The 24252-nt window shown below is 68.1% G+C and carries 27 protein-coding genes and 1 tRNA gene; 21 read left to right on the forward strand and 7 right to left on the reverse strand.

Annotation, left to right across the window (positions count from 1 at the left end; translation table 11 throughout):
- Positions 1–6 precede the first annotated feature (6 nt).
- Positions 7–1317, reverse strand: coding sequence for a S8 family serine peptidase (locus tag DVH23_RS10060; RefSeq protein WP_114577305.1), 1311 nt, complete (start codon positions 1315–1317; stop codon positions 7–9).
- A gap of 248 nt (positions 1318–1565) precedes the next feature.
- On the opposite strand from DVH23_RS10060, the gene DVH23_RS10065 reads away from it, so the two are divergent.
- The 5 genes from DVH23_RS10065 (at position 1566) to DVH23_RS10085 (ending at position 6602) form a co-directional block, all read left to right on the forward strand.
- A complete protein-coding gene (locus DVH23_RS10065) occupies positions 1566–3401 on the forward strand; it encodes an acetyl-CoA carboxylase biotin carboxylase subunit (RefSeq protein ID WP_114577306.1) in 1836 nt (611 codons plus the stop codon).
- 111 nt (positions 3402–3512) lie between these two features.
- A complete protein-coding gene (gene dacZ / locus DVH23_RS10070; RefSeq protein ID WP_114577307.1) occupies positions 3513–4325 on the forward strand; it encodes a diadenylate cyclase DacZ in 813 nt (270 codons plus the stop codon).
- 2 nt (positions 4326–4327) lie between these two features.
- Entirely contained in the window at positions 4328–5092 is a 765-nt protein-coding gene (locus DVH23_RS10075; protein WP_114577308.1) for a mechanosensitive ion channel domain-containing protein, read from the forward strand.
- 37 nt (positions 5093–5129) lie between these two features.
- Positions 5130–6251 (forward strand): pyridoxal phosphate-dependent aminotransferase, encoded by a 1122-nt coding sequence (locus DVH23_RS10080; protein ID WP_114577309.1) that lies wholly within the window; start codon positions 5130–5132, stop codon positions 6249–6251.
- Positions 6252–6338: 87 nt separating this feature from the next.
- Positions 6339–6602, forward strand: a complete 264-nt coding sequence (locus DVH23_RS10085; protein WP_157972384.1) for a hypothetical protein — start codon at positions 6339–6341, stop codon at positions 6600–6602.
- A 92-nt stretch (positions 6603–6694) separates the two neighbouring features.
- Here DVH23_RS10085 and DVH23_RS10090 read toward each other — a convergent pair whose 3' ends face one another.
- On the reverse strand, positions 6695–6991 hold the full coding sequence (locus DVH23_RS10090; protein WP_114577311.1) for a hypothetical protein: 297 nt from the start codon (positions 6989–6991) through the stop codon (positions 6695–6697).
- A 91-nt stretch (positions 6992–7082) separates the two neighbouring features.
- On the opposite strand from DVH23_RS10090, the gene DVH23_RS10095 reads away from it, so the two are divergent.
- From DVH23_RS10095 to DVH23_RS10105, 3 genes are all read left to right on the forward strand, one after another.
- Positions 7083–7943: a UbiA family prenyltransferase gene (locus tag DVH23_RS10095; RefSeq protein WP_114577312.1), complete on the forward strand. Its 861-nt coding sequence runs from the start codon at positions 7083–7085 to the stop codon at positions 7941–7943.
- A gap of 54 nt (positions 7944–7997) precedes the next feature.
- Positions 7998–8810 (forward strand): hypothetical protein, encoded by an 813-nt coding sequence (locus tag DVH23_RS10100; RefSeq protein WP_114577313.1) that lies wholly within the window; start codon positions 7998–8000, stop codon positions 8808–8810.
- A 162-nt stretch (positions 8811–8972) separates the two neighbouring features.
- Complete coding sequence (locus DVH23_RS10105; protein ID WP_114577314.1) at positions 8973–9212, forward strand: DUF2061 domain-containing protein; 240 nt, start codon at positions 8973–8975, stop codon at positions 9210–9212.
- Between the two features lie 75 nt (positions 9213–9287).
- Here DVH23_RS10105 and DVH23_RS10110 read toward each other — a convergent pair whose 3' ends face one another.
- A complete protein-coding gene (locus DVH23_RS10110; protein ID WP_114577315.1) occupies positions 9288–10808 on the reverse strand; it encodes a (R)-citramalate synthase in 1521 nt (506 codons plus the stop codon).
- 120 nt (positions 10809–10928) lie between these two features.
- Positions 10929–11333, reverse strand: a complete 405-nt coding sequence (locus DVH23_RS10115) for a DUF192 domain-containing protein (protein WP_114577316.1) — start codon at positions 11331–11333, stop codon at positions 10929–10931.
- Between the two features lie 80 nt (positions 11334–11413).
- Here DVH23_RS10115 and DVH23_RS10120 point away from each other — a divergent pair, with 80 nt between their 5' ends.
- Positions 11414–12001 (forward strand): hypothetical protein, encoded by a 588-nt coding sequence (locus tag DVH23_RS10120; RefSeq protein WP_114577477.1) that lies wholly within the window; start codon positions 11414–11416, stop codon positions 11999–12001.
- On the opposite strand, the gene DVH23_RS10125 is transcribed toward DVH23_RS10120, so the two are convergent.
- Positions 11998–12195 (reverse strand): DUF5800 family protein, encoded by a 198-nt coding sequence (locus tag DVH23_RS10125; RefSeq protein WP_114577317.1) that lies wholly within the window; start codon positions 12193–12195, stop codon positions 11998–12000. The genes DVH23_RS10120 and DVH23_RS10125 overlap by 4 nt on opposite strands.
- 83 nt (positions 12196–12278) lie before the next feature.
- Here DVH23_RS10125 and DVH23_RS10130 point away from each other — a divergent pair, with 83 nt between their 5' ends.
- From DVH23_RS10130 to DVH23_RS10180, 11 genes are all read left to right on the forward strand, one after another.
- On the forward strand, positions 12279–13181 hold the full coding sequence (locus DVH23_RS10130) for a polymer-forming cytoskeletal protein (protein WP_114577318.1): 903 nt from the start codon (positions 12279–12281) through the stop codon (positions 13179–13181).
- 99 nt (positions 13182–13280) lie between these two features.
- The gene (locus DVH23_RS10135; RefSeq protein WP_114577319.1) at positions 13281–14147 is read left to right on the forward strand and encodes an electron transfer flavoprotein subunit beta/FixA family protein; all 867 of its coding nucleotides are present in this window, start codon (positions 13281–13283) and stop codon (positions 14145–14147) included.
- Positions 14144–15709 carry an electron transfer flavoprotein subunit alpha/FixB family protein gene (locus DVH23_RS10140; RefSeq protein ID WP_114577320.1) on the forward strand — a complete coding sequence of 522 codons (1566 nt, stop codon included), beginning with the start codon at positions 14144–14146 and terminating at the stop codon, positions 15707–15709. The genes DVH23_RS10135 and DVH23_RS10140 overlap by 4 nt, the downstream gene beginning before the upstream one ends.
- Complete coding sequence (locus DVH23_RS10145) at positions 15706–17400, forward strand: FAD-dependent oxidoreductase (RefSeq protein WP_114577321.1); 1695 nt, start codon at positions 15706–15708, stop codon at positions 17398–17400. The genes DVH23_RS10140 and DVH23_RS10145 overlap by 4 nt, the downstream gene beginning before the upstream one ends.
- Positions 17401–17404: 4 nt before the next feature.
- Positions 17405–17770 carry a hypothetical protein gene (locus DVH23_RS10150; RefSeq protein WP_114577322.1) on the forward strand — a complete coding sequence of 122 codons (366 nt, stop codon included), beginning with the start codon at positions 17405–17407 and terminating at the stop codon, positions 17768–17770.
- Between the two features lie 36 nt (positions 17771–17806).
- Entirely contained in the window at positions 17807–18538 is a 732-nt protein-coding gene (locus DVH23_RS10155; RefSeq protein ID WP_114577323.1) for a GNAT family N-acetyltransferase, read from the forward strand.
- A 93-nt stretch (positions 18539–18631) separates the two neighbouring features.
- On the forward strand, positions 18632–19810 hold the full coding sequence (locus DVH23_RS10160; RefSeq protein WP_114577324.1) for a redox-regulated ATPase YchF: 1179 nt from the start codon (positions 18632–18634) through the stop codon (positions 19808–19810).
- Between the two features lie 251 nt (positions 19811–20061).
- Entirely contained in the window at positions 20062–21171 is a 1110-nt protein-coding gene (locus DVH23_RS10165) for a glutamate-cysteine ligase family protein (RefSeq protein WP_114577325.1), read from the forward strand.
- A 2-nt stretch (positions 21172–21173) separates the two neighbouring features.
- Positions 21174–21422 carry a hypothetical protein gene (locus DVH23_RS10170; protein ID WP_114577326.1) on the forward strand — a complete coding sequence of 83 codons (249 nt, stop codon included), beginning with the start codon at positions 21174–21176 and terminating at the stop codon, positions 21420–21422.
- A gap of 51 nt (positions 21423–21473) precedes the next feature.
- Entirely contained in the window at positions 21474–21671 is a 198-nt protein-coding gene (locus DVH23_RS10175) for a DUF4177 domain-containing protein (RefSeq protein WP_114577478.1), read from the forward strand.
- Positions 21672–21732: 61 nt separating this feature from the next.
- Entirely contained in the window at positions 21733–22731 is a 999-nt protein-coding gene (locus DVH23_RS10180) for a hypothetical protein (protein ID WP_114577327.1), read from the forward strand.
- Between the two features lie 159 nt (positions 22732–22890).
- On the opposite strand, the gene DVH23_RS10185 is transcribed toward DVH23_RS10180, so the two are convergent.
- Positions 22891–22975, reverse strand: a tRNA-Ser gene (locus DVH23_RS10185).
- Positions 22976–23099: 124 nt separating this feature from the next.
- Between DVH23_RS10185 and DVH23_RS10190 the strand changes: the two genes are divergently transcribed.
- Positions 23100–24050, forward strand: coding sequence for a MoxR family ATPase (locus DVH23_RS10190; protein ID WP_114577328.1), 951 nt, complete (start codon positions 23100–23102; stop codon positions 24048–24050).
- A 7-nt stretch (positions 24051–24057) separates the two neighbouring features.
- Here DVH23_RS10190 and DVH23_RS10195 read toward each other — a convergent pair whose 3' ends face one another.
- Entirely contained in the window at positions 24058–24249 is a 192-nt protein-coding gene (locus DVH23_RS10195) for a hypothetical protein (protein WP_114577329.1), read from the reverse strand.
- Between the last annotated feature and the right edge of the window lie 3 nt (positions 24250–24252).

Genomic DNA, 24252 nt, shown 5'->3' on the forward strand with positions numbered 1-24252 from the left:
GAGCGATTAGCGGCCGTTTCCGTTGCCGCGGCCGTTCCCGTTTCCGCCGTTCCCGCCGACGCGTTCGACCGTATCGAGGACGTTGATGCGGCCGGCACCGAGTTCCGGACTGGAACGACCCTGAACGAGGTCCGCTCCGTGGGCGATGTTGCTCTCGACTCGCTTGACGTTCATATCGGGCCCGAGTTCACGGATGAGGCCGACGAGGCCGGCGACCTGCGGGGCGGCCATCGACGTGCCGGCCTTCCAGCCGTACCCATCGCCGGGCACGCTTGAGTAGACGAGGTTCGTCGGATACGGATACTCGACGTCCGCCTCGGGATCGACCGTCTTCGCCTGGGTCTCGTAGCCGCCGCCGGGAGCGCCGACCTCGATCTCGTTGGTGCCGTAGTTCGAGTAGAACGCCATTTCGTCGTTGGGTCCCGTCGCGGAGACGGTCATCACGCCCTGGACGGTCCCCGGGACGTAGAAGCGTCCGCCCTGCTGGAGGTTGGTCTCGGCGTTGCCCGAGGAAACCGTCAGGACCGTCCCGCGGCGGGCGACGTCCTGCATCACCTTCTGGGTCGCGACGCGCAGGCCGTCGCTGTTGGCCCGTGGCTCGTAGGGCCCCGCGCCGAGGCTGAAGTTCGCGGCGTCGGCACCGATGTCGGCGGCGTACTCCGCGCCCGCGAGGACGTCCGCGAACGAACTGCTGTCCGGGCCGAGCACCCGCACGGAGACGAGTTCGGCGTCGGGGGCGGTGCCGGTGACGCCGACGCCGCCGGTCGCCGCCGCGGTCCCCGCGACGTGGGTCCCGTGGTCGCCGCTGTCGCCGATGTGTGGTCCCTCCTCGCCGCCGTTGACGAACGAGACGCTCAGCTCCTCGTTGAAGTTGCCCGCGAGGTCCTGATGGGTGCCGTCGACGCCGGTGTCGGCGACGACGATCCGCGTTCCCTCGCCGGTCGCGTGGTGGTGGGCCTCGAACGTGTCGGTAATCTCCTTGTCCCACTGGAGGTCGGTAAACGCCGCGTCGTCCGTGTGGTCCTCCGCGATCGGTTCGGCGAAATCGACCTCGAAGTCCTCCGTCACGCCGCTGACGCCGCCGACGGAGTCGAGTTCGCCCTCGGCGTCTTCGGGTCCCGAGACGATGGTCACCGAGCCGCCCGCGAGTTCGCGGGTGACCGAGAAGCCCGCCGACTCGAGTTTCCGGCGCGAGCCCCCGGTGACGACGTAGGTGGTCGCCGATCCCGCGCTCCCGGTCCCGACGAAGCCGACCGTGAGGCCGGAGGCCGCGATTCCCTGGAGTACTCGCCGACGCGTCGATGTGTGGTCTGACATTGCTCCACACCCACTCCGACGATAGGACAGTTAATATTTATGGATTAACCATATTTAGAGAATTAAACCCAATCTGGTAAGTTGTTCGTACGAAAGACGGTCGGAATTGCTGATAAAAATGTCGTACACTCATGTCCATCGGTGTCTATTCGGAACGGTTCCGACGTTCGTCAACCCGAACGCTCTCCGGGATGACGATACGGGTTGCGAAAAAGTAAGGTGGCCGCCTTGCAACGGAACGAACAGTAATGTTCCGGAAGGTTCTGGTAGCCAACCGTGGCGAGATCGCGGTGCGAGTGATGCGGGCCTGCGAGGAGTTGAACGTCGGAACGGTCGCGATCTACTCGGAGGCCGACTCGGAGTCGGGCCACGTCAGGTACGCGGACGAGGCCTACAACGTCGGGCCCGCGCGGGCGGCGGACTCCTATCTCGACCACGAGGCGGTCATCGAGGCCGCCCGGAAGGCCGACGCCGACGCGATCCACCCCGGTTACGGCTTCCTCGCGGAAAACGCCGAGTTCGCACGAAAGGTCGAGGCCGAGGAAGGGATCACCTGGGTCGGACCCACGGGGGAGTCGATGGAGCAGTTGGGCGAGAAGACCAACGCCCGACGGGTGATGGACGCGGCGAACGTCCCCATCGTCCCGGGGACGACCGAACCCGTTACCGACCCCGAAGAGGTCCGGGCGTTCGGCGCCGAACACGGCTACCCCGTCGCGATCAAGGCCGAAGGCGGCGGCGGCGGCCGCGGGATGAAAGTCGTCGAGGGCGAGGAGGAGGTCGAGGAGTCCCTCGAGAGCGCCCGCCGCGAGGGCGAGGCGTACTTCGACAACGACTCGGTCTACCTCGAGCGCTTCCTCGAGAACCCCCGCCACGTCGAGGTCCAGATCGTCGCCGACGAACACGGCAACGTCCGCCATCTCGGGGAGCGCGACTGCTCGCTCCAGCGCCGCCATCAGAAGGTCATCGAGGAGGGGCCCTCGCCCGCCCTCGATGACGCCCTCCGCGAGCGGATCGGCGAGGCGGCCCGTCGCGGGGTCAGGGAATCGGACTACGTCAACGCCGGCACCGTCGAGTTCCTGGTCGAGGAGGACCCCGAGCGGGAGGGTGGGGAGTTGCTCGGTCCCGACACGAACTTCTACTTCCTCGAGGTCAACACCAGGATCCAGGTCGAACACACCGTCACCGAGGAGATCACGGGGATCGACATCGTGAAGTGGCAGCTCCGGGTCGCCGACGGCGAGGAGCTCGGCTTCGCCCAGGACGAGGTGGGGATCGACGGCCACGCGATGGAGTTCCGGATCAACGCCGAGAACGCGGCGGCGGAGTTCCAGCCGGCGACCGGCGGAAAACTCGTCACCTACGACCCGCCGGGCGGGATCGGCGTCCGCCTCGACGACGCCTTGCGCCAGGGCGACTCGATCGTCACCGACTACGACTCGATGATCGCGAAGCTGATCGTCTACGGAAGCGACCGCGAGGAGTGTATCTCGCGGTCGCTGCGGGCGCTCAGAGAGTACGGGATCGAGGGCGTCGAGACGATCGTTCCGTTCCACCGGCTGATGCTGACCGATCAGGCGTTCGTCGACGGGACCCACACCACGAGGTATCTAGACGAGGAACTCGACCCGGCCCGGATCGAGGAGGCCCAGGCACAGTGGGGGACCGAGCCCGCCGACGGGGGAGACGACGAGGAGGTCGTCGAACGCGAGTTCACCGTCGAGGTCAACGGCAAGCGCTTCGAAGTGAACCTAGAAGAGCGGGGCGCGGGACCGATCGCGGTCGGCGGAGCCGACGCGGGCGGTGGCGGCGGCCGTGCCGACCCGCCCGAACGGGCCGACACCGGCGACGACGACGCGATCGAGGGCGACGGCGAACGCGTCGAAGCCGAGATGCAGGGGACCATCCTCTCCGTCGAGGTCGAGGAGGGCGACGAGGTCGAAGCGGGCGACGTGCTGGTCGTCCTGGAGGCGATGAAGATGGAAAACGACGTCGTCGCCTCCCGCGGAGGAACCGTGACACGGATCGCCGTGAGCGAAGACGAGAGCGTCGACATGGGCGATACGCTCGTCGTTCTCGAGTAGCGCCCCCGCGGGGCGGGCTCCGAGAGGACCCGAAAACTACCCGCCGGCGACGGCCGACGCCCGCCGGACGCTCCACAACGCTTATTCGAGCGCGCCGGGCTTGTACTACCAATGGCCCTGGACGACGTTTTCGGCGACATCTACGCGAACGTCGACGCGGTCGCGCTGTTCTCCCCGAGTGGCTCCTACTACGAGCGGCTGATCGGCGCCGACGAGGAGGTCGACGTGATCGTGTTCGCGACCGAGAACGACGTCGGTGCCGACGCCTTCGTCGAACTCCCCATCGAGTTCGACGAGGTCGAAGAGCGGGTCAAGTTCGGCATCGAGGGCGCCCTAGAACAGGAGCTGATCGACGACGGCGACGTGCTCGCGTGTGCGACGGAGGTCTTCGACGGTAGCATCGACACCGTCTCGCGGGTGCGCGCCGACGAGGACGACCGGCTGGGGATCTACGACCTCTTCGCGAAGTCCCGCGCCGAGCCCGAGGTGATCAAGTCGGTCCTCGAGCTCGTGATCGAACTCGGGAAGAAAGGCCAGAAGGGGAAACCGGTGGGGGCGCTGTTCGTCGTCGGCGACGCCGGGAAGGTGATGAACAAGTCCCGGCCGCTTTCCTACAACCCCTTCGAGAAGTCCCACGTCCACGTCGGCGACCCCATCGTCAACGTGATGCTCAAGGAGTTCTCGCGGCTCGACGGCGCGTTCGTCATCAGCGACGCGGGCAAGATCGTCTCGGCCTACCGATATCTCGAACCCTCCGCTGAGGGGGTGGACATCCCGAAGGGGCTCGGCACCCGCCACATGGCCGGTGGCGCGATCACGCGGGACACGAACGCGATCACGATCGTTCTCTCCGAGAGCGACGGGCTGGTGCGGGCGTTCAAGGGAGGGGAGATCATCATGGAGGTCGACCCGGAGGCGTACTGACGATGGAGTTTCAGGTCCTCATCGAGGAACCCGTGGTGGTAGCAGCCGCGGTGTTGATCCTGGGGGTCGCCGTGGGCTACCTCGTCGGCAAGCTGAACAAGGAGCTGTTGACCGCCGCGGGGCTGGGAGAGGCCGTCGAGGGCACTCCCTTCGAGCGATCGGCCCAGAGCCTGGGGACCTCGACGGTCGAACTCGTCGCCAGGGTGAGCTCGTGGTTCATCTACGGCATCGCTGTCCTGACGGCGATCCACATCGCACAGATCCTCGACACCGACGACTTCTGGATCCGTCTGACCCAGTTCGTCCCCCGGCTGTTCGTCGCCGTCATCGTCCTCATCGGTGGGCTCATCGTCGCCGACAAGGCGGAACTCGTCGTCGGCGAACGCCTCCGGAGCGTCAAGCTCCCCGAGGTATCCCTGATCCCACAGGTCGTCAAGTACTCGATCCTCTACGTCGCCGTCGTCATCGCTCTGGGCCAGGTCGGGGTCAACGTCACCGCGCTCCTGATCCTGCTGGCCGTCTACGCCGCCGGGATCATCGTCGTCGGCACCGTCGCGTTCAGACACTTCCTGGTCTCGAGTGCCGTCGGGATCTACCTCCTTCTCAACCAACCGTACGGCATCGGCGACGAGATCAGAATCGGGGATCAGGTGGGGATCGTCCAGGAGGTCGACCTCTTCGTCACCAAGATCGAGAGCGACGCCGAGGAGTACGTCGTCCCCAACCGGAAGGTCTTCGAGGACGGGATGGCCCGCGTCCGGGACTGACCCAAGAGTTATCCCGGCCCGCTTCCCGCCATACCTCATGACCGAGTTCGCCCGGCGAGTCGAGGCGGTGTCGATCAGCGGGATCCGGGAGGTCTTCGAGGCCGCGGGTGCCGACGCGATCAACCTCGGACTGGGCCAGCCCGACTTCCCGACGCCCGACCACGTCCGGGAGGCCGCCGCCGACGCCATCGCCTCGGGCGCGGTCGACGGCTACACCTCGAACAAGGGGACCCGGGAGCTTCGGGAGGCCATCGCCGCGAAGTACGACCGGGACTACTCCCTTTCAGTGGACCCCGGCGACGCCATCGCGACCTCGGGGGGAAGCGAGGCCTTACATCTCGCCTTGCAGGCCCACGTCGACCCCGGTCAGGACGTGATCTTCCCGGACCCGGGCTTCGTCTCCTACGACGCCCTGACCGAGATCGCAGGCGGGAAACCGGTCCCGGTCGAACTCCGCGAGGACCTCACGATGGACCCCGCCGCCGTTGAGGCGGCGATCACCGACGACACCGCGGTCTTCGTCGTCAACAGCCCCGCGAACCCGACGGGCGCGGTCCAGAGCGAGGCGGACATGCGCGAGTTCGCCCGGATCGCGGACGAACACGACGTCCTCTGTATCAGCGACGAGGTGTACGAACACATCGTCTACGAGGGCGCCCACCGGTCGCCGATGGAGTTCGCCGAGACGGACAACGTGGTGGTCGTAAGCGCCTGCTCGAAGACGTACTCGATGACCGGCTGGCGGCTGGGCTGGGTGATCGCCTCGACCCGACGGATCGAACGGATGCTCCGGGTCCACCAGTACGCCCAGGCGTGTGCGTCGGCACCGGCCCAGTACGCCGCCGAGGCCGCCCTCTCCGGCCCGCAAAAGCGGGTCGGGGAGATGGTCGACGCGTTCGAGAACCGCCGGGACCTCGTCGTCGACGGCCTGACCGACGCCGGCCTGGAGGTGCCGACGCCTCAGGGCGCCTTCTACGCGATGCCCCGAGTGCCCGAGGGCTGGTGTTCTGAGGTGGTCGACCGGGGCGTCGTCGTCGTCCCCGGCGAGGCGTTCGGCGCGGCCGGCGAAGGGTACGCCCGCCTCTCCTACGCCGCCGGGACCGAGGAGCTGAAGGAGGCACTCGAGATCATCGACGGCGCGACGCGGGCGGTCCGGTAGTCCGCGGTCGCTCGTGGTCGGCAGGGATCGCCGATCCGTCCGACAACCCCCTGTTGCACAACAGTTATCGCTCCGGGATCACAAATCGTGTCATATCACCGCATGCAACGGAACGGGATTCACGGTCTCAGCCTGAGAGCGACCGATTCGGCCGTCGCGCTGGTATCCGTGGTACTGCTGGTCTACGTCCTGGTCATGCGACAGTTACTTCTCGGGATGATACTCGTCGGTCTCCTCACGACTGTCTATCTCGGATACACGATCGGAGGCGCGAAGTACGCGGCGGGCGTCTTCGTGGTCGACGTGTCGTTCCTCGTTCTTCTGGTCATCCTCGGCGGGATCATCCTCTGAAAACACGCACGTGATCGATGGCCGAGTTCAGTCGTCGCCGTAACAACCGGTCCCTTGATCGGCCGTGAAATCCCAGCAGGTCGCTCGCCGGCTCACGAGTCGAGGATCTCCCCACAGAGCCGCTTCGCCTCCGCGACGCGTTCGCGTGCCCGCTCGGAATCCACCTCGCCGACCTCGGAGAGCAGTCGGTCGACCTCCCCGACCCGCTCGCGGGCGACCGTCGTCTCCAACTCGTTCATCGCGGCGTCGCGGGCGACCGCCTCGGCCTCGCCGAGCCAGCGGTTGGCCTCCCGGTCGATCGGCAGTTCGCTCGTGGCCTCGAGGGCGGCGTACAGTTCGTTGAGCCGGAGCTCTATGGGGTCGCCACCGTCGTCGTGATCGGGGACCATGGTCGGCGTTCGGCGTCAAGACCCGTTACGGTTGGGCCGGAAGGTGCGAAGTAGGCCGCGGTATTATACGCCCGACCGTGGAACGAGGGGTATGGCACTCGCGACCGGCGGGTCCGGGAAGGGGGCGGTCCTGCGGGCGTACGCCTCGCAGGTCCACCCCGTCTTCATGACGCCCCCGATCGCCGCCTCCCTGTTCGGCGCGATCCTCGCCGACGCGATCGATCCCCTCGCGGCGGCCGTCCACGCCGTCGCGATCTTTGCGGCGGTCTACACCGCCCACGTGAAGGACGGCTACGTCGACTTCTACGGCCGCGGCGAGGACGAGAGCCATCCCCTCACCGCACGGGGCTGTCGGGTCGGCCTCGTCGGCTCGACCGTCCTCTTCGGGACCTGCTCGCTGGCGCTGTGGGTCCTCGCGACCCCGCTCGCGGTCGCGCTCACCCTCCCGACGTGGGCGATCGGCTACCTCCACGCGCCCCAACTCGATACGAACCCCCTGACGACGACGACGGGCTACCCCCTCGGGATCGCGCTCTCCGTTCTGGGGGGGTTCGCCACCCAGGCCGGCACCCTCTCTCCGCTCGCCGTCGCCTTCGCCGTCGTCTTCCTCGTGCTCCTCTCGGGGATCAAGGTGGTCGACGACGCCCAGGACTACGACTACGACCGTTCGATCCGGAAACGAACCGTCGCGGTCGCCGTCGGCCCCTCGCGGGCCTATACCGTCGCCTACGGGCTGATGGCCGGGGCGCTGCTCGCCGTCGTCGCGGGCGCCGCACTCGAGGTGTTCCCGCCGACGGCGGCCCTGGCCGCGGCTGCCTTCGGGAGCGTCGCCGCCGTCGCCCGCCGGGCCGACCCCGAGATCGCGACGATGCTGTTGGTGCGGGGGTCGTACGTCTTCCTCGCCGTCCTCGTCGCCGCGGTCCGGTTCGAACCCCTCGCCGCGCTCGGGTGACCGGCGGCGGTCGCGCCGACAGGGTAATACGTCGGGATTGCACAGGGAGGAGCGGTGAGCGATCCCCGCGTCCGACCGTTCCTCCGGGCCCGCCTCCGCCCCGGAGACCTCGCCGTCCACGCCGCCGTCGCCGCCCTTCTGGTCGGGGTCTACCTCGCGCCGGTCCCCTACACCGAGTTCCTGTTCCGGCCCGCCACGAGTGGACCCCGTGAGGCCTACCTCTCCCTGCTGGGCCACGCCAACGCCGTCCACCTCGCGGGCAACGTCGCCGGCTACCTCCTCGTCTCGCTGCTCGCGCTCTGCCTGCTCGCGCCCCGCCGGCGGCTCTACTACGCCTTCGTCGCCGCCCTCTTTCTGATCGTCCCGCCGATCGCGGCGGTCGTCATGGAACCGCTGCTCGCCCGGACCGCCCCGGCAGCGATCGGCAGCTATCGCGGCGCGGGCTTTTCCCTGCTGACCGCCGCGCTCGTGGGGCTGCTCACCGTCGCGGTCGCCGTCCACCAGGCCGACCGTCTGGCGGGACCGCTCCCGCCGGAACTGGCGGCCCCGGCACTGTTCTCCGTCGCGCTCGCGGTTCCCGCACTCCGGTACGACGCCCCACGGATGGCCACCGCTGTCGCCGCCCTCTTTGGCTTGGCGGGACTCGCCTACGGTACGGGGGTCCTCGCCCGGTCGTACCGACGCCGGCCCGTCCTCGAGGTCGCCCTCTCGATGACCGCCCTCGCGACCTTCCTGGGCGCGGCGAGCGACCTCTTCCCGCCACGACCGGGCGTGGTCGGGATCGAACCCCACTTCGTCGGTCTGCTCGCGGGCTTCGCGCTCTCCTGGCTCGTCTGGATCGCCTGGCGGGGGCTGGCCACTCAGTAGCCCTCGAGAACCCCCGGAGCTTCGCCCGCTCGCAGGGAGCTGGGAGCGGTGACAGCCCTCGATCGGAACCCTCACCGTCCGACGTCTCCGGGAGTCCGGATAGTCGTCTCCCCACGAGTGGGGGAATACGTTTACGTTCGTCGCCGAACGTAGCCAGTATCGATGTCGCTTCGAGAGCTCGTCACGTGGCGACCGTTCCAGCGGCGTCGCCGGGCGGTCGTGAAGACCCTCTGTTACCGGCTGTTCATGGTCCTTATCACGGTCGGCGTCGCCTTCTTCGTCACCGGGAACACGGCCGACGCGATCAGCATCGGCCTCGTCACGAACGTCGCCAAGACGTTCACCTACTACGGCTACGAGCGCGTCTGGGACCACATCGCCTGGGGAGTGGCCTCCGACTGAGAGCGGAGTGGCCCCGTGTCATAGGGTCGGAGACGACGATTTACCGTTCGGTCGCGACGACGTACTCCGACCCTATCAGTCGTCGGCGACCGCCGGAGTCTCCCCTTCGGTCTCGAGGAGTCGGTCCAGCGCGTCGACCATCGCGACGACGCTCGCGCGGGTGATGTCGGCCTCGCTTCTGGCGACGCTCACCGAGCGGTCGTCCCGGCCCATGGTGACCTCGACGGTGACGACGGCGTCGGTACCGCCGGTGACGGCGTCGACGTGGTAGGACTCGAGTTCGGCGTCGCCCGCCGGACCCAGCGCCTCCCTGACGGCGGCGACGGCGGCGTCTACGGGGCCCGAGCCGGTGCCGCTTGCGACTCGCTCCTCGCCGGCGACGTCCAGACGGACGCTCGCGGTCGGGACGGGGCCGCCGCTGGTCGCCGAGAGGTCGAGCAGTTCGACGGTGCGCTCGCGGTCGCCGCCGGTGACGTCCTCGGCGACCGCCAGCAGGTCCGCGTCGGTGACCCGCCGGCCACGGTCGCCCAGTTCCGTCACGCGATCGGCGATCTCGCCGACCTCCCCGTCGCTCGCGGCGACGTCGTGTTCGTCTAGCGCCGCCCGAACGCCGGCCCGTCCGGCGTGTTTCCCGAGCGCGAGCCGGCGCTCCCGGCCGACGGTTTCGGGCGGGTAGGGCTCGTACATCGCCTCGTCCTTCAGCGTGCCGTCGGTGTGGATCCCGCTCTCGTGGGTGAAGGCGTTCTCGCCGACGACGGCCTTGTTCGGGGGCAGCGGGACCCCCGTGGTTCGGGAGACCAGCTGTGCGAGGTCGTACAGCCGCTCGAGCTCGACCGTCTCGATCCCGTAGACGTGCGAGAGCGCGATCGCGACCTCCTCCAGGGCGACGTTGCCCGCGCGCTCGCCGACCCCGTTTACGGTGCAGTGGACGAGGTCCGCCCCCGCCGCGATCGCCGCGAGCGCGTTCGTGACCCCCAGCCCGAGGTCGTCGTGGGTGTGGGCACTCACGGGCCCCAACTCCGACAGCCGGGAAACGGCCTCGTGGGTGCGTTCGGGACCGGTGTGGCCGACGGTGTCGGCGAAACAGATCCGGTCGGCGCCCGCCTCGAGCGCGGTCGCCATCAGCTCCTCGAGATAGTCGAGGTCGGCCCGGGAGCCGTCCTCGCCGATGACCTCGACCCAGAGGCCCTCCGCCTTCGCATAGGCGACGAGATCGGCGGTCGTCTCCCGGACGTCCCCGCGGGTGCTTCCGACCTTCCCCTCGACGTGGCGGTCGCTCGCGGGGACGACGAGGTGGATCCCGTCGACGCCACAGTCGACGGCGAGGTCGACGTCGTTCCGGATTCCCCGGCAGAAGCTGGTGACTCGAGCGTCGAGGTCGAGGTCCGTGACCCGTGAGATCGTCCGGCGCTCGCCGGGGCCGGTACAGGCACTGCCGGCCTCGATGACGGGGACGCCCGCCCGGTCGAGTTCGCGCGCGATCTCGGCCTTTTCGTCGGGCGAAAGCGAGATTCCGGGGGCCTGCTCGCCGTCCCGAAGGGTCGTGTCCAGAAGCGATACCTGCCGGTCGTCGTCGATCGCGTGTGCGCCGAACATTGAAGAATCGTCCCTGCTCCTACTGCCCGCGAATTTCGCGGCCAGCCGCCGTGTGGCGACTTCCTCTATCCTCCATGGGCTCTCGTGCCATGTCTACCCTCAACCTGGGTCGGCCCTCGCTTAACCCTGCCGGTTGTCGAAACATCTGCCGGCCCCTGGACCGTCGTCCGCCCGATCCTCGAGGACGAGTCGATCCCCGACCGAGAGCCCGTCGGCGCCGCCAGCGGGGAGTTCGACCACCCTGTCCGCGCGGGCGAACCCGAACCCGCGGAAGGGGCGCATCCGCTCGATGCGCTCGACGCTCCCCGCTACGAGCCAGCAGACGCCGATCGTGTCGGGGACGAAGAGGGTATGGATCCCGCGCCGGCGGACCTCCGGGAAGTCGAAGACCAGCGCGTAGTCGGCGGGGACCGACCGGAACATCAGCCCCCTCGCCCGTTCGAGCGGGGAGTCCGCGAACTCGACGCGGCTCGCGACCACCGTCCGGTCTTCGTTCCCGTTCTCGGGTTCGCGTACGAGTTCCACGAGCGGACCTCCCGGAGTCGGGACAAAAAGCTCTCGGTGGGGCAGAGGATTCAATGTCCGGGACCCCGTTCGAAAACCCGATGGAGAAGACGCCCCGGGGGACCACCGTCGGCGTCGACGACCCCTACGACCACGCCGGGGTCTGTGACCACCTCACGGGCGAGGGCCGGTGTCGGTACGCCATCGAGCACGCCGAGGCCGACCCCGAGTTCGCCCGGGAGCGCGCACGCGAGGGGTACGCCTGCCCGGTCGCCGCCGACGCGGAGGCTGCTGGCGAGGAGCCCCGGTGGGCCGACTGCCCTCACTACCGCTTTCGGGCCGACGACCGGGAGTGTGCTCGGTGTGGCTTGGCGGAGCGGCCGGCCGGGCTCTCCGAGGAGCGGCCGCTGCTGGAAGAACACCACCTCTCATACGCCCGCAGCGGGAGCGGCGGAACCAACGCGGACGCTACGGACGGAAACGGCGACGACGGGACCGACGACCCCTCCCACGAGATCACGGTCTCGCTCTGTCGATGGTGTCACGCGAAGGTCCACGGCTCGTGGGCCCGGATCGACGACGACGCCTCGCCGCCGACCGAGGCCGTCGCCGCCCGGGAGGAGCGCCGGGGAAAGGAGATGGCCGAAGGGGAGTTCTCGACCGCCGCCGAACGCTACGACTTCGACTAATCGAGGATGTCACCGATCCGCCGGGGTTCGCCCTCGAGGTCGGGGTGTTCTGCGACCATCTGGAGGACCTCGTGGTCAGTGACGTCGTAGTAGGACTTCTCTACGGCCTCCTCGATCAGGACCTTCTCGAGGCGGAACTCGGTGCCCTCGTAGACCACGTCGACTCCCTCGTCGTCGAACGCGAGCGTCGTCATGGCACCTCGTAGACCGTGGGTAGCCAAAAGCCCGCGGGATCGGCCTCGCGGGATTTATTAGCCGGGACTGGGTGGATGGGGGTGTGGCGTTCAGCAGGGAGCAGTTAGAAGAATTACGGATTCCCGACGGCACCCGTGCCCGGGAACGAACGCTTTCGACCGACGGCGACGCCATCGTCGGCGCGCGCTCGACGATCGATCTCGGGCTTCGAGCGGGAGACGTCCTCGCCGGCGAGGGAGTCGAGTTCGGCGGCGACCTCGAGGCCGAGGGCGACTGCCGGCTGGACATGTGGTGTGAGGTCGCCGAAAACGTCCTCGTCGGCGGCGACGCCTACGTCGGCGAACGAACCCATATCGAGGGCGAACTCCGTGTCGCGGGCGACCTCGACATCGGCGACGACGTCGACGTCGAGGAGGGGTTCGAGGCCAACGGCTGGATCGTCATCCGGAACCCGATGCCGACGATGGTCTTTCTCTTTGCCTACCTCAAACACCTGTTCGTCGTCGGCGAGGAGGACACGGCGAACACGCTTCTCTCCCGGCTCGCAGGCGGCGAGAGCGCGGCCGACACCGACGCGGGAAACGACGGAGAGGACGGAGGGAAGGCCGACGGCGGAAGCGACCCGCTCGTGGTTCCGGGTGGGGCCTCGATCAGCGACACGGCCTGGCGGGTCTCGGCGCCGGCGACGATCGGCGACGACTGTCGGCTCCACGGCAACGTCCGCGCGGAGTCGATCGCGGTCGGCGAGGGAAACGACGTCTTCGGGAGCCTCCGGGCTCGCGGCGACGTGACGGTCGGCGAAGGAACCACGATCCACGGCGACCTCACGACCAAGGACGGGTCAGTGACGCTCGGTCCCGAGAGCCGCGTCCTCGGCGACGTCTCCTGTACGGACCTCGAACTCGGCCCCGGCGCCGAGGTCGACGGCACGATGCGAGCCGGCGGCGAGATCACGATGGCGACGGGCGATCGGCCCGACGAGTAGCCGCCACTATCCACCCCTATTCTTAAGAGTCAGTGTTACGATGTGCGGGATAGCCATGGGTCGGACAACCATACCACGCCGCGATCGACGGGGGAACCGATGCGATCGATAGTCCTCACGAAGGGGGTCCCCGACTTCAGCGAGGGGGCGGTCTCCTTCGACGAGGACGGCCACCTCGAGCGGGGAAAGACCCCGACGGTGATGAACCCCAACGACGAGAAGGCCCTCCAGGCCGCCCTCCAGACGAAGGTACGCCACGGCGGCCACGTCAGCGGGATGAGCATGGGCCCGCCGGGCTACGGCGAGGTGCTGGGCGAGGCGATGGAGGAGGTGTACGCCGACGACCTCTATCTCCTCTCCGACCGCGAACTCGCGGCCTCGGACACGTGGGCGACGGCGATCACGCTCTGTACGGGCATCGAGAAGTACGCCGACGAGATCGGCGGCGTCGACCTCGTCTTCGCGGGCTTCAAGACCGCCGACGGCGAGACCGGCCAGACCGGACCCCAGACCTGTTGGGGACTCGAGTGGCCGATCGTCACCCACGTTCTCGCACTCGACATCGACCCCGACGAACGGCGCCTGCGGGCCAAGCGGCTCGTCGAGGGCGACAGAGACGAGATCGAGACCGTCGAGGCACCCCTGCCGTGTGTCGTCATCGCGGACCCGGAGTTCTCGCCGACCTACCGGAAGGCGTCCCACCGGCTCACCCACAAACGGCTCCGGGCCGAGACACGGGAACGCGCCGAGGAGTACGAAGAGCACATGACGACCTGGAACCAGCAGGACCTCAACATCGATCCCGACTACATCGGCCTCGACGGCTCGCCGACGATCGTCTCCTCGGTCGATCCGATCCCGAAGGCCCCATCCGAGCGGGAGGCGACGGTGATCGAACCCGGCGGGGAAGGGATGGAGGAACTGTTCGGGGAGATGAACGAGTTCGCGGCCGCGAGGGGTGACTGACCGTGGTCGATCCCGACGAACACACCGTACGCGAACTCGAGGACGAACTCGACACCGTCGAGGACGTCGAGGAGTTGAACGCGGTCCTCGAGGCCGAACGCGCCGGCAAGGATCGCAAAACGGCCCAGGAGGCGATCCGAAAACGGATCGACGTCTTGGATGGCGACGAGAGCGAGGGCCTCGAGGGCGACACCGAGACCGAAGGCGAGTACGAGGACACCGAGGAAACCGTCGGCGAGGAGGCCGAAGCGGGCGACGAGGCGATCGACGCCGACGTAGACGAGGAGGATGCGGATGAGGACGAGGCGGAACCCGAGGAGGAAGACGACGGGCTCTCCCATCCCACGGCCGACAAGCGCCACGTCCGGGCCTTGGAGGACGGCCACTACGAGGACATGTGGGTGTTCTGTGAGACCCAGGGCGGGGAGCTACTCGACGTCTCGAAGGAGATGCTCGGGAAGGCCCGGGAGCTGATGGACGACTACGCCGAGGACTATGAGGAAGAGAACGTCGTCGCCTTCCTGATGGGCGACGACTGCGAGGGGCTGGCCGAGGAGGCCGTCGCCTACGGCGCCGACGTCGCGGTCTACCACGACGACGATAGGCTGGAACGCTTCCTGCACACGCCCTACACGGAGGTCTCCTCGCACATGGCCCGCGGGGAGGGAACCACCGAAAGCACCGACTGGCGCGAGTACGACAAGCCCCGCTACGTCCTCTTTCCGGCGACGAACAACGGGCGGGACCTCTCGGCGCAGGTCCAGGCCGAACTCGATTCGGGGCTGGCGAGCGACTGTTCGGACCTCTACATCGAGGCGACCGAGATCTCGAACCCCGTCAAGACGGGCGAGCCGGGCGTCAAGAAGACGTTCGAGCGCGTGCTCCACATGAAGCGCCCGGACTTCTCCGGGTTCGAGTACTCGACGATCCTCTGTCTGGACAACCCCGGCCGGGAGTTCCACCCGCAGGGCTGTTCGGTCATTCCGGGGAGCTTCGAGCCGATGGAGCCCGATTACGACCGCGAGGGGCTCGTCGTCGAACACGACATGGAACTCGACGAGGAGTGGTTCGACGTCGAGATCACCGAACACGACCGGTTGGATGCGGGCGTCGATCTCACCGGCCACGAGGTCGTCGTCTGTCTCGGCCGGGGGATCGCTGACGACCCCACCCTCGGAATGGAGCTCGGACTCGATCTCGCCGACGCCTTCGAGGACGCCGCCCTGGGGATCACGAGAGGAATCGTCACCTCGTCCTACCAGTTCGAGGGCCACGTCGAGCAGTACTCGAAGGAGGAACGCCAGATCGGCGAGACCGGCCAGGTCGTCGCGCCCGACCTCTACGTCGCGGCGGGCGTCTCGGGGGCGGTCCAGCACAAGGTCGGGATGGACGAGTCCGACGTCGTCGTCGCGATCAACACCGATCCCGACGCCCGCATTCGGGACTTCAGCGACTACTTCGTCGAGGGCGACCTCTTCGACGTCCTCCCCCGGCTGACCGACGCGCTGGAGAGCGGAGAGTTGGACGTCGAGGCCGTCGCCGACGGGGGTGAACACCGATGAGCACCGACCTCGCGTCCGACGACGCCGGCTACGAACACTACGAGGCCGTCGTCGTCGGCTGCGGTCCGGGGGGTGCGGCCGCGGCCTCGCGGCTGGCCGACCACGGCGTCGAGACCCTCGTCCTCGAACGGGGCGTCGAGGCCGGCTCGAAGAACGTTTCGGGAGGATTGATTTACGCCGAGGATTCGGCGCCGTACACGATCGACGATCTCTTTCCGGACTTCCGGCAAGAGGCGTCCGAACGGCCGGTCACGGACTACCGGATCCACAACGTCTCGGGGCGGCAGGTCAAGAGCTACGACCTGACAGGCCTCCACGAACACGACACCGACTGGTGTGACGCCGTCCTCCGGCGCCCGATGGACTCCTGGCTCGAGGATCGAGTCCACGAGATGACCAGCGAGACGGGCGGCGGCGTCCTGTCGGGGGTTCGCGCGAACGGCCTTCTGCGTGAAAACGGCGAGATAATCGGCGTCACCTTCGACGAGATCGATCCGATCACCGCCGACGTGGTCATCGCGGCCGACGGCGTCAACTCCGAACTCGCCCGCGACGCCGGGCTGATGGACTGGGAGGAGCCAGAGGACTGGTTCCAGGGCGTCAAGGCGGTGGTCGACATGGACCCCGAGACGGTCAACGACCGGTTCGATATCTCCGAGGAGGAGGGCGTCGCCCACCTCTTCTCGGGCGATCTCTTCTCCGACGTCCGGGGCGGTGGCTTTCTCTACACCAACGAGGACTCCCTCTCAATTGGAACCGTCTTCCATCTCGATAGCTTGGTCGAGGAAGAGGCCGAGCCCCATGAGTTGCTCGACGCCCTCCTCACGCACCCGCTGCTGGCGAAGTGGCTCGGGGACTCCTACGACGAACGCGAATACTCCGCGAAACTCGTGCCCGACTCGAAGAAGGTCGCCCTCCGGGAGCCCTACCGCGATCGGCTCCTGCTCGTCGGCGACGCCGGCGGCCAGATGCAGGCCCAAGGACCCATCATCAAAGGGATGAACCACGCCGTCACCGCCGGGGCGCTGGCGGCCGACGCCGTCGCGGTCACGCAGGGAGAGAGCGACCCGGAGGCGGCCGGCCAACGGTACGCCTCGATGTTAGAGAAATCCGGGACGATGGAGAAACTCCGGCCCAAACGCTACGAGTACTCGAGCCGGGTCAGCGAGCGTTCGCTGACGACGAAGGCCGTCGAGGGCGTCCTCAACTCTCGAGTGGGATCGGCCGCGGTCGGCAACCGGATCGCGGATCGGCTGCTCCGGCGGGCGTACAACTCCCCGGGGCTGGTCGGGATGCTCCCCGATACGGAGACCGGCTACGTCACCCTCCCCTCGATCATCGGCGCCGAACACGGCCGGACGATCCACTGGGACAACGAGATCGAACCCCCTTCCTTGGCTGATCGGATCGGCGACCTGACCTACGACACCGACGTCGGCAACCCCCACATCCGACTGCGCGACGAGTCCTTCGAGGCGAGCGGCGCGGCGGTGTACGCCTGTCCCGTGAGCGCCGAGGAGTTCGGCGGCGGCTGTTACCGGTCGGAGGTCGTCGAAACCAACGGGAGCGAGGAGCGCCTGGTGAGCCTCGACACCCAGCCCTGCGTCGAGTGTGGCACGTGTGCGGTCGTCGCCGACACCGAGTGGGAACATCCCCGCGGCGGGAAGGGCGTCGAGTTCCGTGAGGGCTGACCCAGTGAGCCGCTACGGCCCCCGGATCGCCGCCCTCGCCCGGCGGGCCGACCGCGAGCGAGCAGCCGTGGAGACCGCGGACGCTACCCCCGACGACGCGATGGAGTACCTCCGGGACGGAGCGGGCCGGGCGATCTGGCTCTACGTCGAGGGTCGCACCGGCGGCCGCCTGGTCCCCTACTCGGAGGCCGAACTCGCGGCGCTTCGAGGGGCGATGAACGACTGGCTCGAGTGTTATGCCGCCTGCTACGGCGTCGACCTCGACGCCGAGTTCACGGTGCGGGAGGCCGCCGAACTCCTCCTCGAGACCCGGAACGTCCGGGATACGGCACAGCTTCTAACGCGGGTCCCATCCCGGAAACCTGCCTGATAAACGATTAAGTAGCGTGGGGTGGTACCCTCTCGCATGACGTTCGCCGAGGAACGGGAGTTCGGCCACGAGGACAGAAAGCGGATCTACGAGCACGTCGAGCGCCACGGGGCGGTCGATCCCGACGAGGCGAGAGACGAACTCCGGATCGATCCGGGGGGGTTTCGCCACCACGTCGCGATCCTCAAACGCGACGGTCGCCTCGAGATGGCCGGGGGAAAGCTCCGGGTCGCCCTCGAGGCGGGCGCCGAGGAGGAGTACCGCGAGGGCGACCTCGAGTTCCACATCCGGCCGGCCCGCCAGGAGGACCTGGCGGGGATCGTCGGCGCGATCCGCCAGGTCGCGGAGGAACGAACGTACATCGTCGCCGAGACCGTCGCCGACGAGGTCGACCACGAGGAGGCCCTGCTTCGCCACAACGAGATCGAGTCCCGGATGTTCTTCGTCGCGACGGTCGGCCGCGAGGTCGTCGGCTGGGTCCACCTCAACGCGCCCGAACTCGAGAAGCTCGCCCACACGGCCGAACTCACCGTCGGCGTCATCGAGGAGTACCGCGGGAACGGGATCGGCTCGCACCTGCTGGCCCGCGGGCTCGAGTGGGCGGGCTCGCGGGGCTACGAGAAGGTCTATCAGTCGGTGCCCTCGACCAACGAGGACGCGATCGGCTTCCTCGAGGGCCAGGGATGGAAGACCGAGGCCGTCCGCGAGGACCACTACAAGCTCAACGGCCACTACGTCGACGAGGTGATGATGGCGGTCGAACTGTAGGTGGAATCGGGACTCTCCCGTCGTCGAACCCAGTGGGCCCGTCGGATGTGGGACGATCGAAAGACAGTTTTCCGCCAGTACGCAACCGACAGTATGCTCTCGATCGCGCTTGCCGGGAAGCCAAACGCCGGCAAGTCCACCTTCTATACCGCGGCGACGATGGCCGAGGTCGACGTCGCCAACTACCCGTTTACGACGATCGACGCCAACCGGGGGGTGAGCTACGTCCGGACGGAGTGTCCCTGCCTCGAGCGCGAGGAGCGCTGTGACGCCGACAACTGCGAGGAGGGCAAACGGTACGTCCCCGTCGAGTTGATCGACGTCGCCGGCCTCGTGCCGGGCGCCCACGAGGGGAAGGGACTGGGCAACCAGTTTCTCGACGCGCTCACGGATGCCGACGTCATCATCAACGTCGTCGACGCCTCGGGGGGGACCACGGAGAAAGGGGAGCCGGTCGACGTCGGGAGCCACGACCCCATGGGGGACATCGACTTCATCGAGGAGGAGATGGACCTCTGGCTCGCGGGGATCGTCGAGCGAAACTGGGAGGGGATCGAACGCCAGTCCCGCTCGCCCGGCTTCGACATCGACGACGCCCTCGCCGACATGCTCTCGGGCTTCGGCGCCTCGCCGACCCAGGTCGCACGCGTCCTCCGGGAGATCGACTACCCCGAGGACCCGATCCAGTGGACCGACGACCACCGCGAGACCCTCGCGCGCGAAGTGCGCGAACGGACGAAGCCGATCGTCGTCGCCGCCAACAAGATCGATATCGCGCCCGAGGGAAACGTCGAGGCCCTGCTCGATCTCGAGAAACCCGTCGTTCCCACAACGGCGGAGGGCGAACTCGCGCTCCGGCGGGCCGCCGAGGGGGGACTCGTCGACTACGACCCCGGCGATTCGGAGGTCGTAATCGGTGACGGCGTCAGCGACTCCCAGCGCGAGGCCTTGGCGGGGCTCGCCGAAACGATGGACCGCTTCGGGGGGACGGGGGTTCAGGCCGCCCTCGACTACGCCGTCTACGACCTCCTCGATCACGTCACCGCCTACCCCGTCCAGGACGTCTCGAAGTGGACCGACGGGACCGGCACCGTCCTCCCCGACGCCCTCTTGCTCCCGCGGGGCTCGACACCGGTCGATCTCGCCTACGCCGTCCACTCCGACATCGGCGAGGGCTACCTCCACGCCGTCGACGCCCGCTCCTCCCGCGAGATCGGCGAGGGGTACGAACTCGAGGAGGGCGACGTGATCAAGATCGTGAGTACGGCCTGAGAGCGCGTTCGTGAGGCGGTTCCGCCGACCGATCCGCTCGCGAGAGACCGGGAACGTCCAGTAGATCGCCGCTGACCCCTCCGAACCCGCCGTAGAATCGATCGGCTTGACTGTTCAAGGCAAGCGTCTTTTCCCGTGGCTCGTGTTGGATCGGGTAGACGAACGACGCACCGACGATTTTCGGGATCGGTCCCGCGTCGGCGACGCATCGAGGCGCAACCGCCCGGCGCGTTTCATACCGACCCACACCAATGCAACTCAGTCTCGAACTCGAGTACTGGACCGTCGACGACACGGGTGCGCTCGCCCCGGCAGCACCGGTCGTAAAGCGCATCGACGACCTCGACGCCGAGAGCGCCGATCCGATGCTCGAGGTCGTCACCGATCCCTGCGATGACGTCGCCGAACTCCGCGGGGAGGTCACCCGCAGGCTCCGGGAGGCGATCCGGGTCGCCCGGGAGGAAGGGCGACGGCTCGTTCCCCTCGCGACGCCGCTCAACACGGGTCCGATCGGGACGGACGACGGCCCCCGGACGCAGGTCCAGCGCCGGGTCCTCGGCGACGACTTCGCGAACGCCACCCGATGTGCGGGCACCCATCTCCACGTAGACCGGATCGACGGCGCCGAGACCGACCAGGTGAACCTGCTGACCGCGCTCGATCCGGCGTTCGCGCTCGTCTCGAGTTCGGCCCACCACCGGGGAGAGAACGTCGCCGCCTGCGCGCGCGCCCACGTTTACCGGCGGGGCTGTTACGGCGACCACCCCGAACTCGGCCGACTCCGGCCCTACGTCGGGAGCGTCGCCGAACACGAGGAGCGAACGGCCGCCTCCTTCGAGGGGTTCCGGGCGACGGCGCTCTCCGAGGGCGTCGATCCGGACGCTTTCGATGCCAACTTCGCGCCCGAGGACTCCACGTGGACGCCGATCCGCGTTCGCGAGGAGTTCGACACGATCGAGTGGCGCGGCCCCGACGTCGCCCTGCCCGGTCAGTTGCTCCGGCTCGTCGCCGACCTCGAGAACGCCCTGGAGGCGACGGTCGACGGCGGCCTCGAGATCGGCGGGGAGCTCGGCATTTCCGCCGACGGCGTGACGGTCCCCGAGTTCGACCGGCTGGACGAGTACGTGGAAGCGGCGATCGACGACGGCCTCGAGTCACCCGCCGTCGAGGGCTATCTGGACGCGATGGGGTTCGATCCCGCGAGCTACCGCCCCCTCTCGATGGATCTCCAGGGCGTCTCCCGGCTGACGACCAATCAGGCCCGGCGGATCCGGCTCCGGTACGCAGACCGTCTCGAAGGGGAAGTCGGCCTTCTCACGACCCCCGCGCCGTCCCGGCCGGCAGTGACCCGGTCCGGGTGACGATGTCGGAGGCGCTCCCCCTGCCCGAGGACGTTCCGGACCCGCTGTCGGCTCTGGCGGAACCGATCGCGGCGACCCGCTACGACGTCCCCCTCGGGGTCATCCTGGCCGCGTTCGTGGCGACGGCGGTCGTCACGTTCGCGATCGGTCTCCGGTCGATCGGGCTGTTGCTGTTTCCGGCGGCCATCGGGATCCTCGTGATCGTCGATACCTGTTATCTCCATCCGCCCATCGACCGGGATCCGGAGTGATCCCGGCTCGAAAGGGATAGAATCACACGCCCGGCCGCCCAACCGATGGGTATGTCCACGGAGGCGCCCCGTCGATGGGAGTATCGCGCGGTCGAGCCGCCGACCGAGCTCACGAAGCGGGAGTCGGCCAACCCCGAGACGCGGATGACCGAACTCGGCCGGGAGGGGTGGCGACTCGTCGAGACGGTCTCCTACGACGGCGGCGGCACCAAGTTCCTGATCTTCGAGCGGCCGCTCGAGGACGAATAATGGTCCTCGATCGGGAAGCGGAAGTCGATCGTCGCCGATCGCTGGAGGGAGGGCGGTCGCCGTGAAGGACATGAGCACCGCGAACACGATGCGCGAACGCGGCGACAGACACCGCTACACCCTCTGGGTGGTGCTCAACGCCGACCGGCGGCTGCTGACGGCGGCCCTGGCTGCCGGCGTCTTCCTCGCGCTGATGATTTGGGGGGTCACGCGGTCGCCCTCGATCCGGGGCCTGATGGCGAGGACGGACGTCGTCGAGACGACTTTCCAGGCCCTGATCGGCGCGCTCATCACGGGAACGACGCTCGTCGTCTCGATCAACCAACTCGTGCTCTCCCAGGAGATCGGCCCGCTGGGCGGGCAACGCGAACGGATGGACCGCGCGATGGACTTCTACCAGAACACCGACGACCTCCTCGACGTCCCCAGCCCCGCGAGCCCCGGGCTGTTCATGAAGGAGATCATCGACGCGACCAGCGACCGCGCCCGGGCCTTCGAGTCCGCGCTCGAGGGAAGCGACGACGAGGAGCTTCGCGAGGGGATCGAGGCCTACGTCTCCGACCTTCTGGAGAACGCAGAGACCGCGACCGAACAGCTAGAGGAAGCCGAGTTCGGGACGTACTCGGTGATGAACGCGGCGTTGAACTACAACTACGACCGGAAACTGTACGACCTGCGCTGGCTGCTCTCGGAGTACGACGAGCGCCTGACCGACGAGCAACGCCGGACGGGCAAGGAGACGATGACCGCCCTCGCGATGTACGGGCCCGCCCGCGAGCACGTCAAGACGCTGTACTTCCAGTGGTCGCTGGTCAAGCTCTCCCAGGGAATCCTCGCGCTGGCGATCCCGGCGATCGTGGTCGCCGGCGGGATGGTCTTTCTCGTCGACACCTCGACGGTCACCGGAACGGTCCTCGGGATCGACGCCCTGCTGTGGCTCGTCTGTCTCGCCTACACCGTCTGTGTCCTCCCCTTTCTCCTCTTTACGAGCTACATCGTCCGGCTCGCGACGATCGCGAAACGAACCGCCGCCATCGGGCCGCTGATCCTGCGGGAGTGACTCGACGGAATCGACCGACGGCTCCCCGAGAGGAAGACTTGAACCACCCCCGAGAACCTGCTCACTCCGTTCGCAGACCCTCGGTTTCGTACAAATCTCGCCGTTCGCGTTTTCACGACGCGGCGGCTCGCTTCGCTCGCCGTGGTGCGTCGTGAAAAGCGCCGAGAGGGAGATTTGAACTCCCGAGTCCGTGAGGACAGTAGATTTCGAATCTACCGCCTTGGCCGGGCTAGGCTATCTCGGCTCACCCGAGGGTAGCCGGGTCGGCTTGTTAGCCGTTTCGGTTCCGGGCAGGCGTGGGAGCCGGCTCCACGGAGAACGTGACAACCGAAGGGAAGACCTATACGCCGTGAGACGGAGACACTCGCATGGACGTCACTCAGGCGAGCGCGGAGTGCGAGACCGTCCTCTCGGAGATCGGCGCCGCGGTGATCGCCGACCGGGAGTTCCTCGAGACGGTCCTCGTCGGCGTCGTCGGCCGCGGCCACGTCCTCCTGGAGGACGTGCCGGGAACCGGAAAGACGCTCACGGCGAACAGCTTCGCGACGGCGCTCGGCCTCTCCTTCTCGCGGATCCAGTTCACGCCCGACCTGTTGCCCGCCGACGTCACCGGCACCCACGTTTTCAACGAGCGCGAACGCGAGTTCGAGTTCAACGAGGGGCCGATCTTCGCGAACGTCGTGCTCGCAGACGAGATCAACCGGGCACCCCCGAAAACCCAGGCCGCGCTGCTCGAGGCGATGGAGGAGGGACAGGTGACCACCGACGGCGAGACCCGCCAGCTCCCCGATCCCTTCTTCGTGATCGCGACCCAGAACCCCGTCGAACAGGAGGGGACGTTCCCGCTTCCCGAAGCGCAGGTCGATCGCTTCCTCGTCAAGACCGCGATGGGCTACCCCGACGAGGCAGGCGAGATCGAGCTCATCGAGCGCCGACGGGGCCGGGACTCGATGAGTCCGACCGTCGAGACCGTCATCGACCCCGAGGACGTCGCCAAACTCCGGCGGGTGCCAGAGACCGTTCGGGTGGACGACGACCTCGTGGAGTACGTCGTCGCAATCGCCCGCGAGACCCGCGCGGACGGCCGCGTCGAGGTCGGCGTCTCCCCGCGGGGCACCCAGCGGCTGTTCGAGGCCGCCCGCGCCTACGCGACGATCGTCGGCCGGGAGTACGTCACCCCCGACGACATCAAGCGCGTCGCCCGCCCCGCGCTCGCCCACCGCCTCGTGCTTACCCCCGACGCGACCGTCAACAACGTCGAGAAAAGCGGGATCATCGACTCCGTCCTCGAGTCGGTGCCGGTGCCGACCGTCGAGTAGGCTCCGACTACCCGTTCTCCATGGCCGCGCCGATCCCCGCTCCGAGAGCGACCCCCAGAGCGAGCCAGAGCCCGAGATCGTCGGTTGCGACGCCGATCGCGGTTCCCAGTGCGATCCCGATACCCATCCCGACCGCAAGCCCGTTCCCGTCGGTGTCGCCGTCCGCGTCGCCGGGTTCGCCGTCAGTGTCGTTCGCCATTCG

Source organism: Saliphagus sp. LR7, assembly GCF_003344565.1.
Classification (GTDB): domain Archaea; phylum Halobacteriota; class Halobacteria; order Halobacteriales; family Natrialbaceae; genus Saliphagus; species Saliphagus infecundisoli.

Excerpts from the sequence above, each read along its gene's own strand:
- DVH23_RS10135 (WP_114577319.1), top strand. The coding sequence starts at position 13,281 with ATGCGATCGATAGTCCTCACGAAGGGGGTCCCCGACTTCAGCGAGGGG.
- DVH23_RS10065 (WP_114577306.1), top strand. The coding sequence starts at position 1,566 with ATGTTCCGGAAGGTTCTGGTAGCCAACCGTGGCGAGATCGCGGTGCGA.
- DVH23_RS10105 (WP_114577314.1), top strand. The coding sequence starts at position 8,973 with ATGTCGCTTCGAGAGCTCGTCACGTGGCGACCGTTCCAGCGGCGTCGC.
- DVH23_RS10155 (WP_114577323.1), top strand. The coding sequence starts at position 17,807 with ATGACGTTCGCCGAGGAACGGGAGTTCGGCCACGAGGACAGAAAGCGG.
- DVH23_RS10080 (WP_114577309.1), top strand. The coding sequence starts at position 5,130 with ATGACCGAGTTCGCCCGGCGAGTCGAGGCGGTGTCGATCAGCGGGATC.
- DVH23_RS10160 (WP_114577324.1), top strand. The coding sequence starts at position 18,632 with ATGCTCTCGATCGCGCTTGCCGGGAAGCCAAACGCCGGCAAGTCCACC.
- DVH23_RS10125 (WP_114577317.1), bottom strand. The coding sequence starts at position 12,195 with ATGACGACGCTCGCGTTCGACGACGAGGGAGTCGACGTGGTCTACGAG.
- DVH23_RS10175 (WP_114577478.1), top strand. The coding sequence starts at position 21,474 with ATGTCCACGGAGGCGCCCCGTCGATGGGAGTATCGCGCGGTCGAGCCG.
- DVH23_RS10195 (WP_114577329.1), bottom strand. The coding sequence starts at position 24,249 with ATGGCGAACGACACTGACGGCGAACCCGGCGACGCGGACGGCGACACC.
- DVH23_RS10190 (WP_114577328.1), top strand. The coding sequence starts at position 23,100 with ATGGACGTCACTCAGGCGAGCGCGGAGTGCGAGACCGTCCTCTCGGAG.
- dacZ (WP_114577307.1), top strand. The coding sequence starts at position 3,513 with ATGGCCCTGGACGACGTTTTCGGCGACATCTACGCGAACGTCGACGCG.
- DVH23_RS10170 (WP_114577326.1), top strand. The coding sequence starts at position 21,174 with ATGTCGGAGGCGCTCCCCCTGCCCGAGGACGTTCCGGACCCGCTGTCG.
- DVH23_RS10145 (WP_114577321.1), top strand. The coding sequence starts at position 15,706 with ATGAGCACCGACCTCGCGTCCGACGACGCCGGCTACGAACACTACGAG.
- DVH23_RS10060 (WP_114577305.1), bottom strand. The coding sequence starts at position 1,317 with ATGTCAGACCACACATCGACGCGTCGGCGAGTACTCCAGGGAATCGCG.
- DVH23_RS10095 (WP_114577312.1), top strand. The coding sequence starts at position 7,083 with ATGGCACTCGCGACCGGCGGGTCCGGGAAGGGGGCGGTCCTGCGGGCG.
- DVH23_RS10075 (WP_114577308.1), top strand. The coding sequence starts at position 4,328 with ATGGAGTTTCAGGTCCTCATCGAGGAACCCGTGGTGGTAGCAGCCGCG.
- DVH23_RS10090 (WP_114577311.1), bottom strand. The coding sequence starts at position 6,991 with ATGGTCCCCGATCACGACGACGGTGGCGACCCCATAGAGCTCCGGCTC.
- DVH23_RS10165 (WP_114577325.1), top strand. The coding sequence starts at position 20,062 with ATGCAACTCAGTCTCGAACTCGAGTACTGGACCGTCGACGACACGGGT.
- DVH23_RS10110 (WP_114577315.1), bottom strand. The coding sequence starts at position 10,808 with ATGTTCGGCGCACACGCGATCGACGACGACCGGCAGGTATCGCTTCTG.
- DVH23_RS10120 (WP_114577477.1), top strand. The coding sequence starts at position 11,414 with ATGGAGAAGACGCCCCGGGGGACCACCGTCGGCGTCGACGACCCCTAC.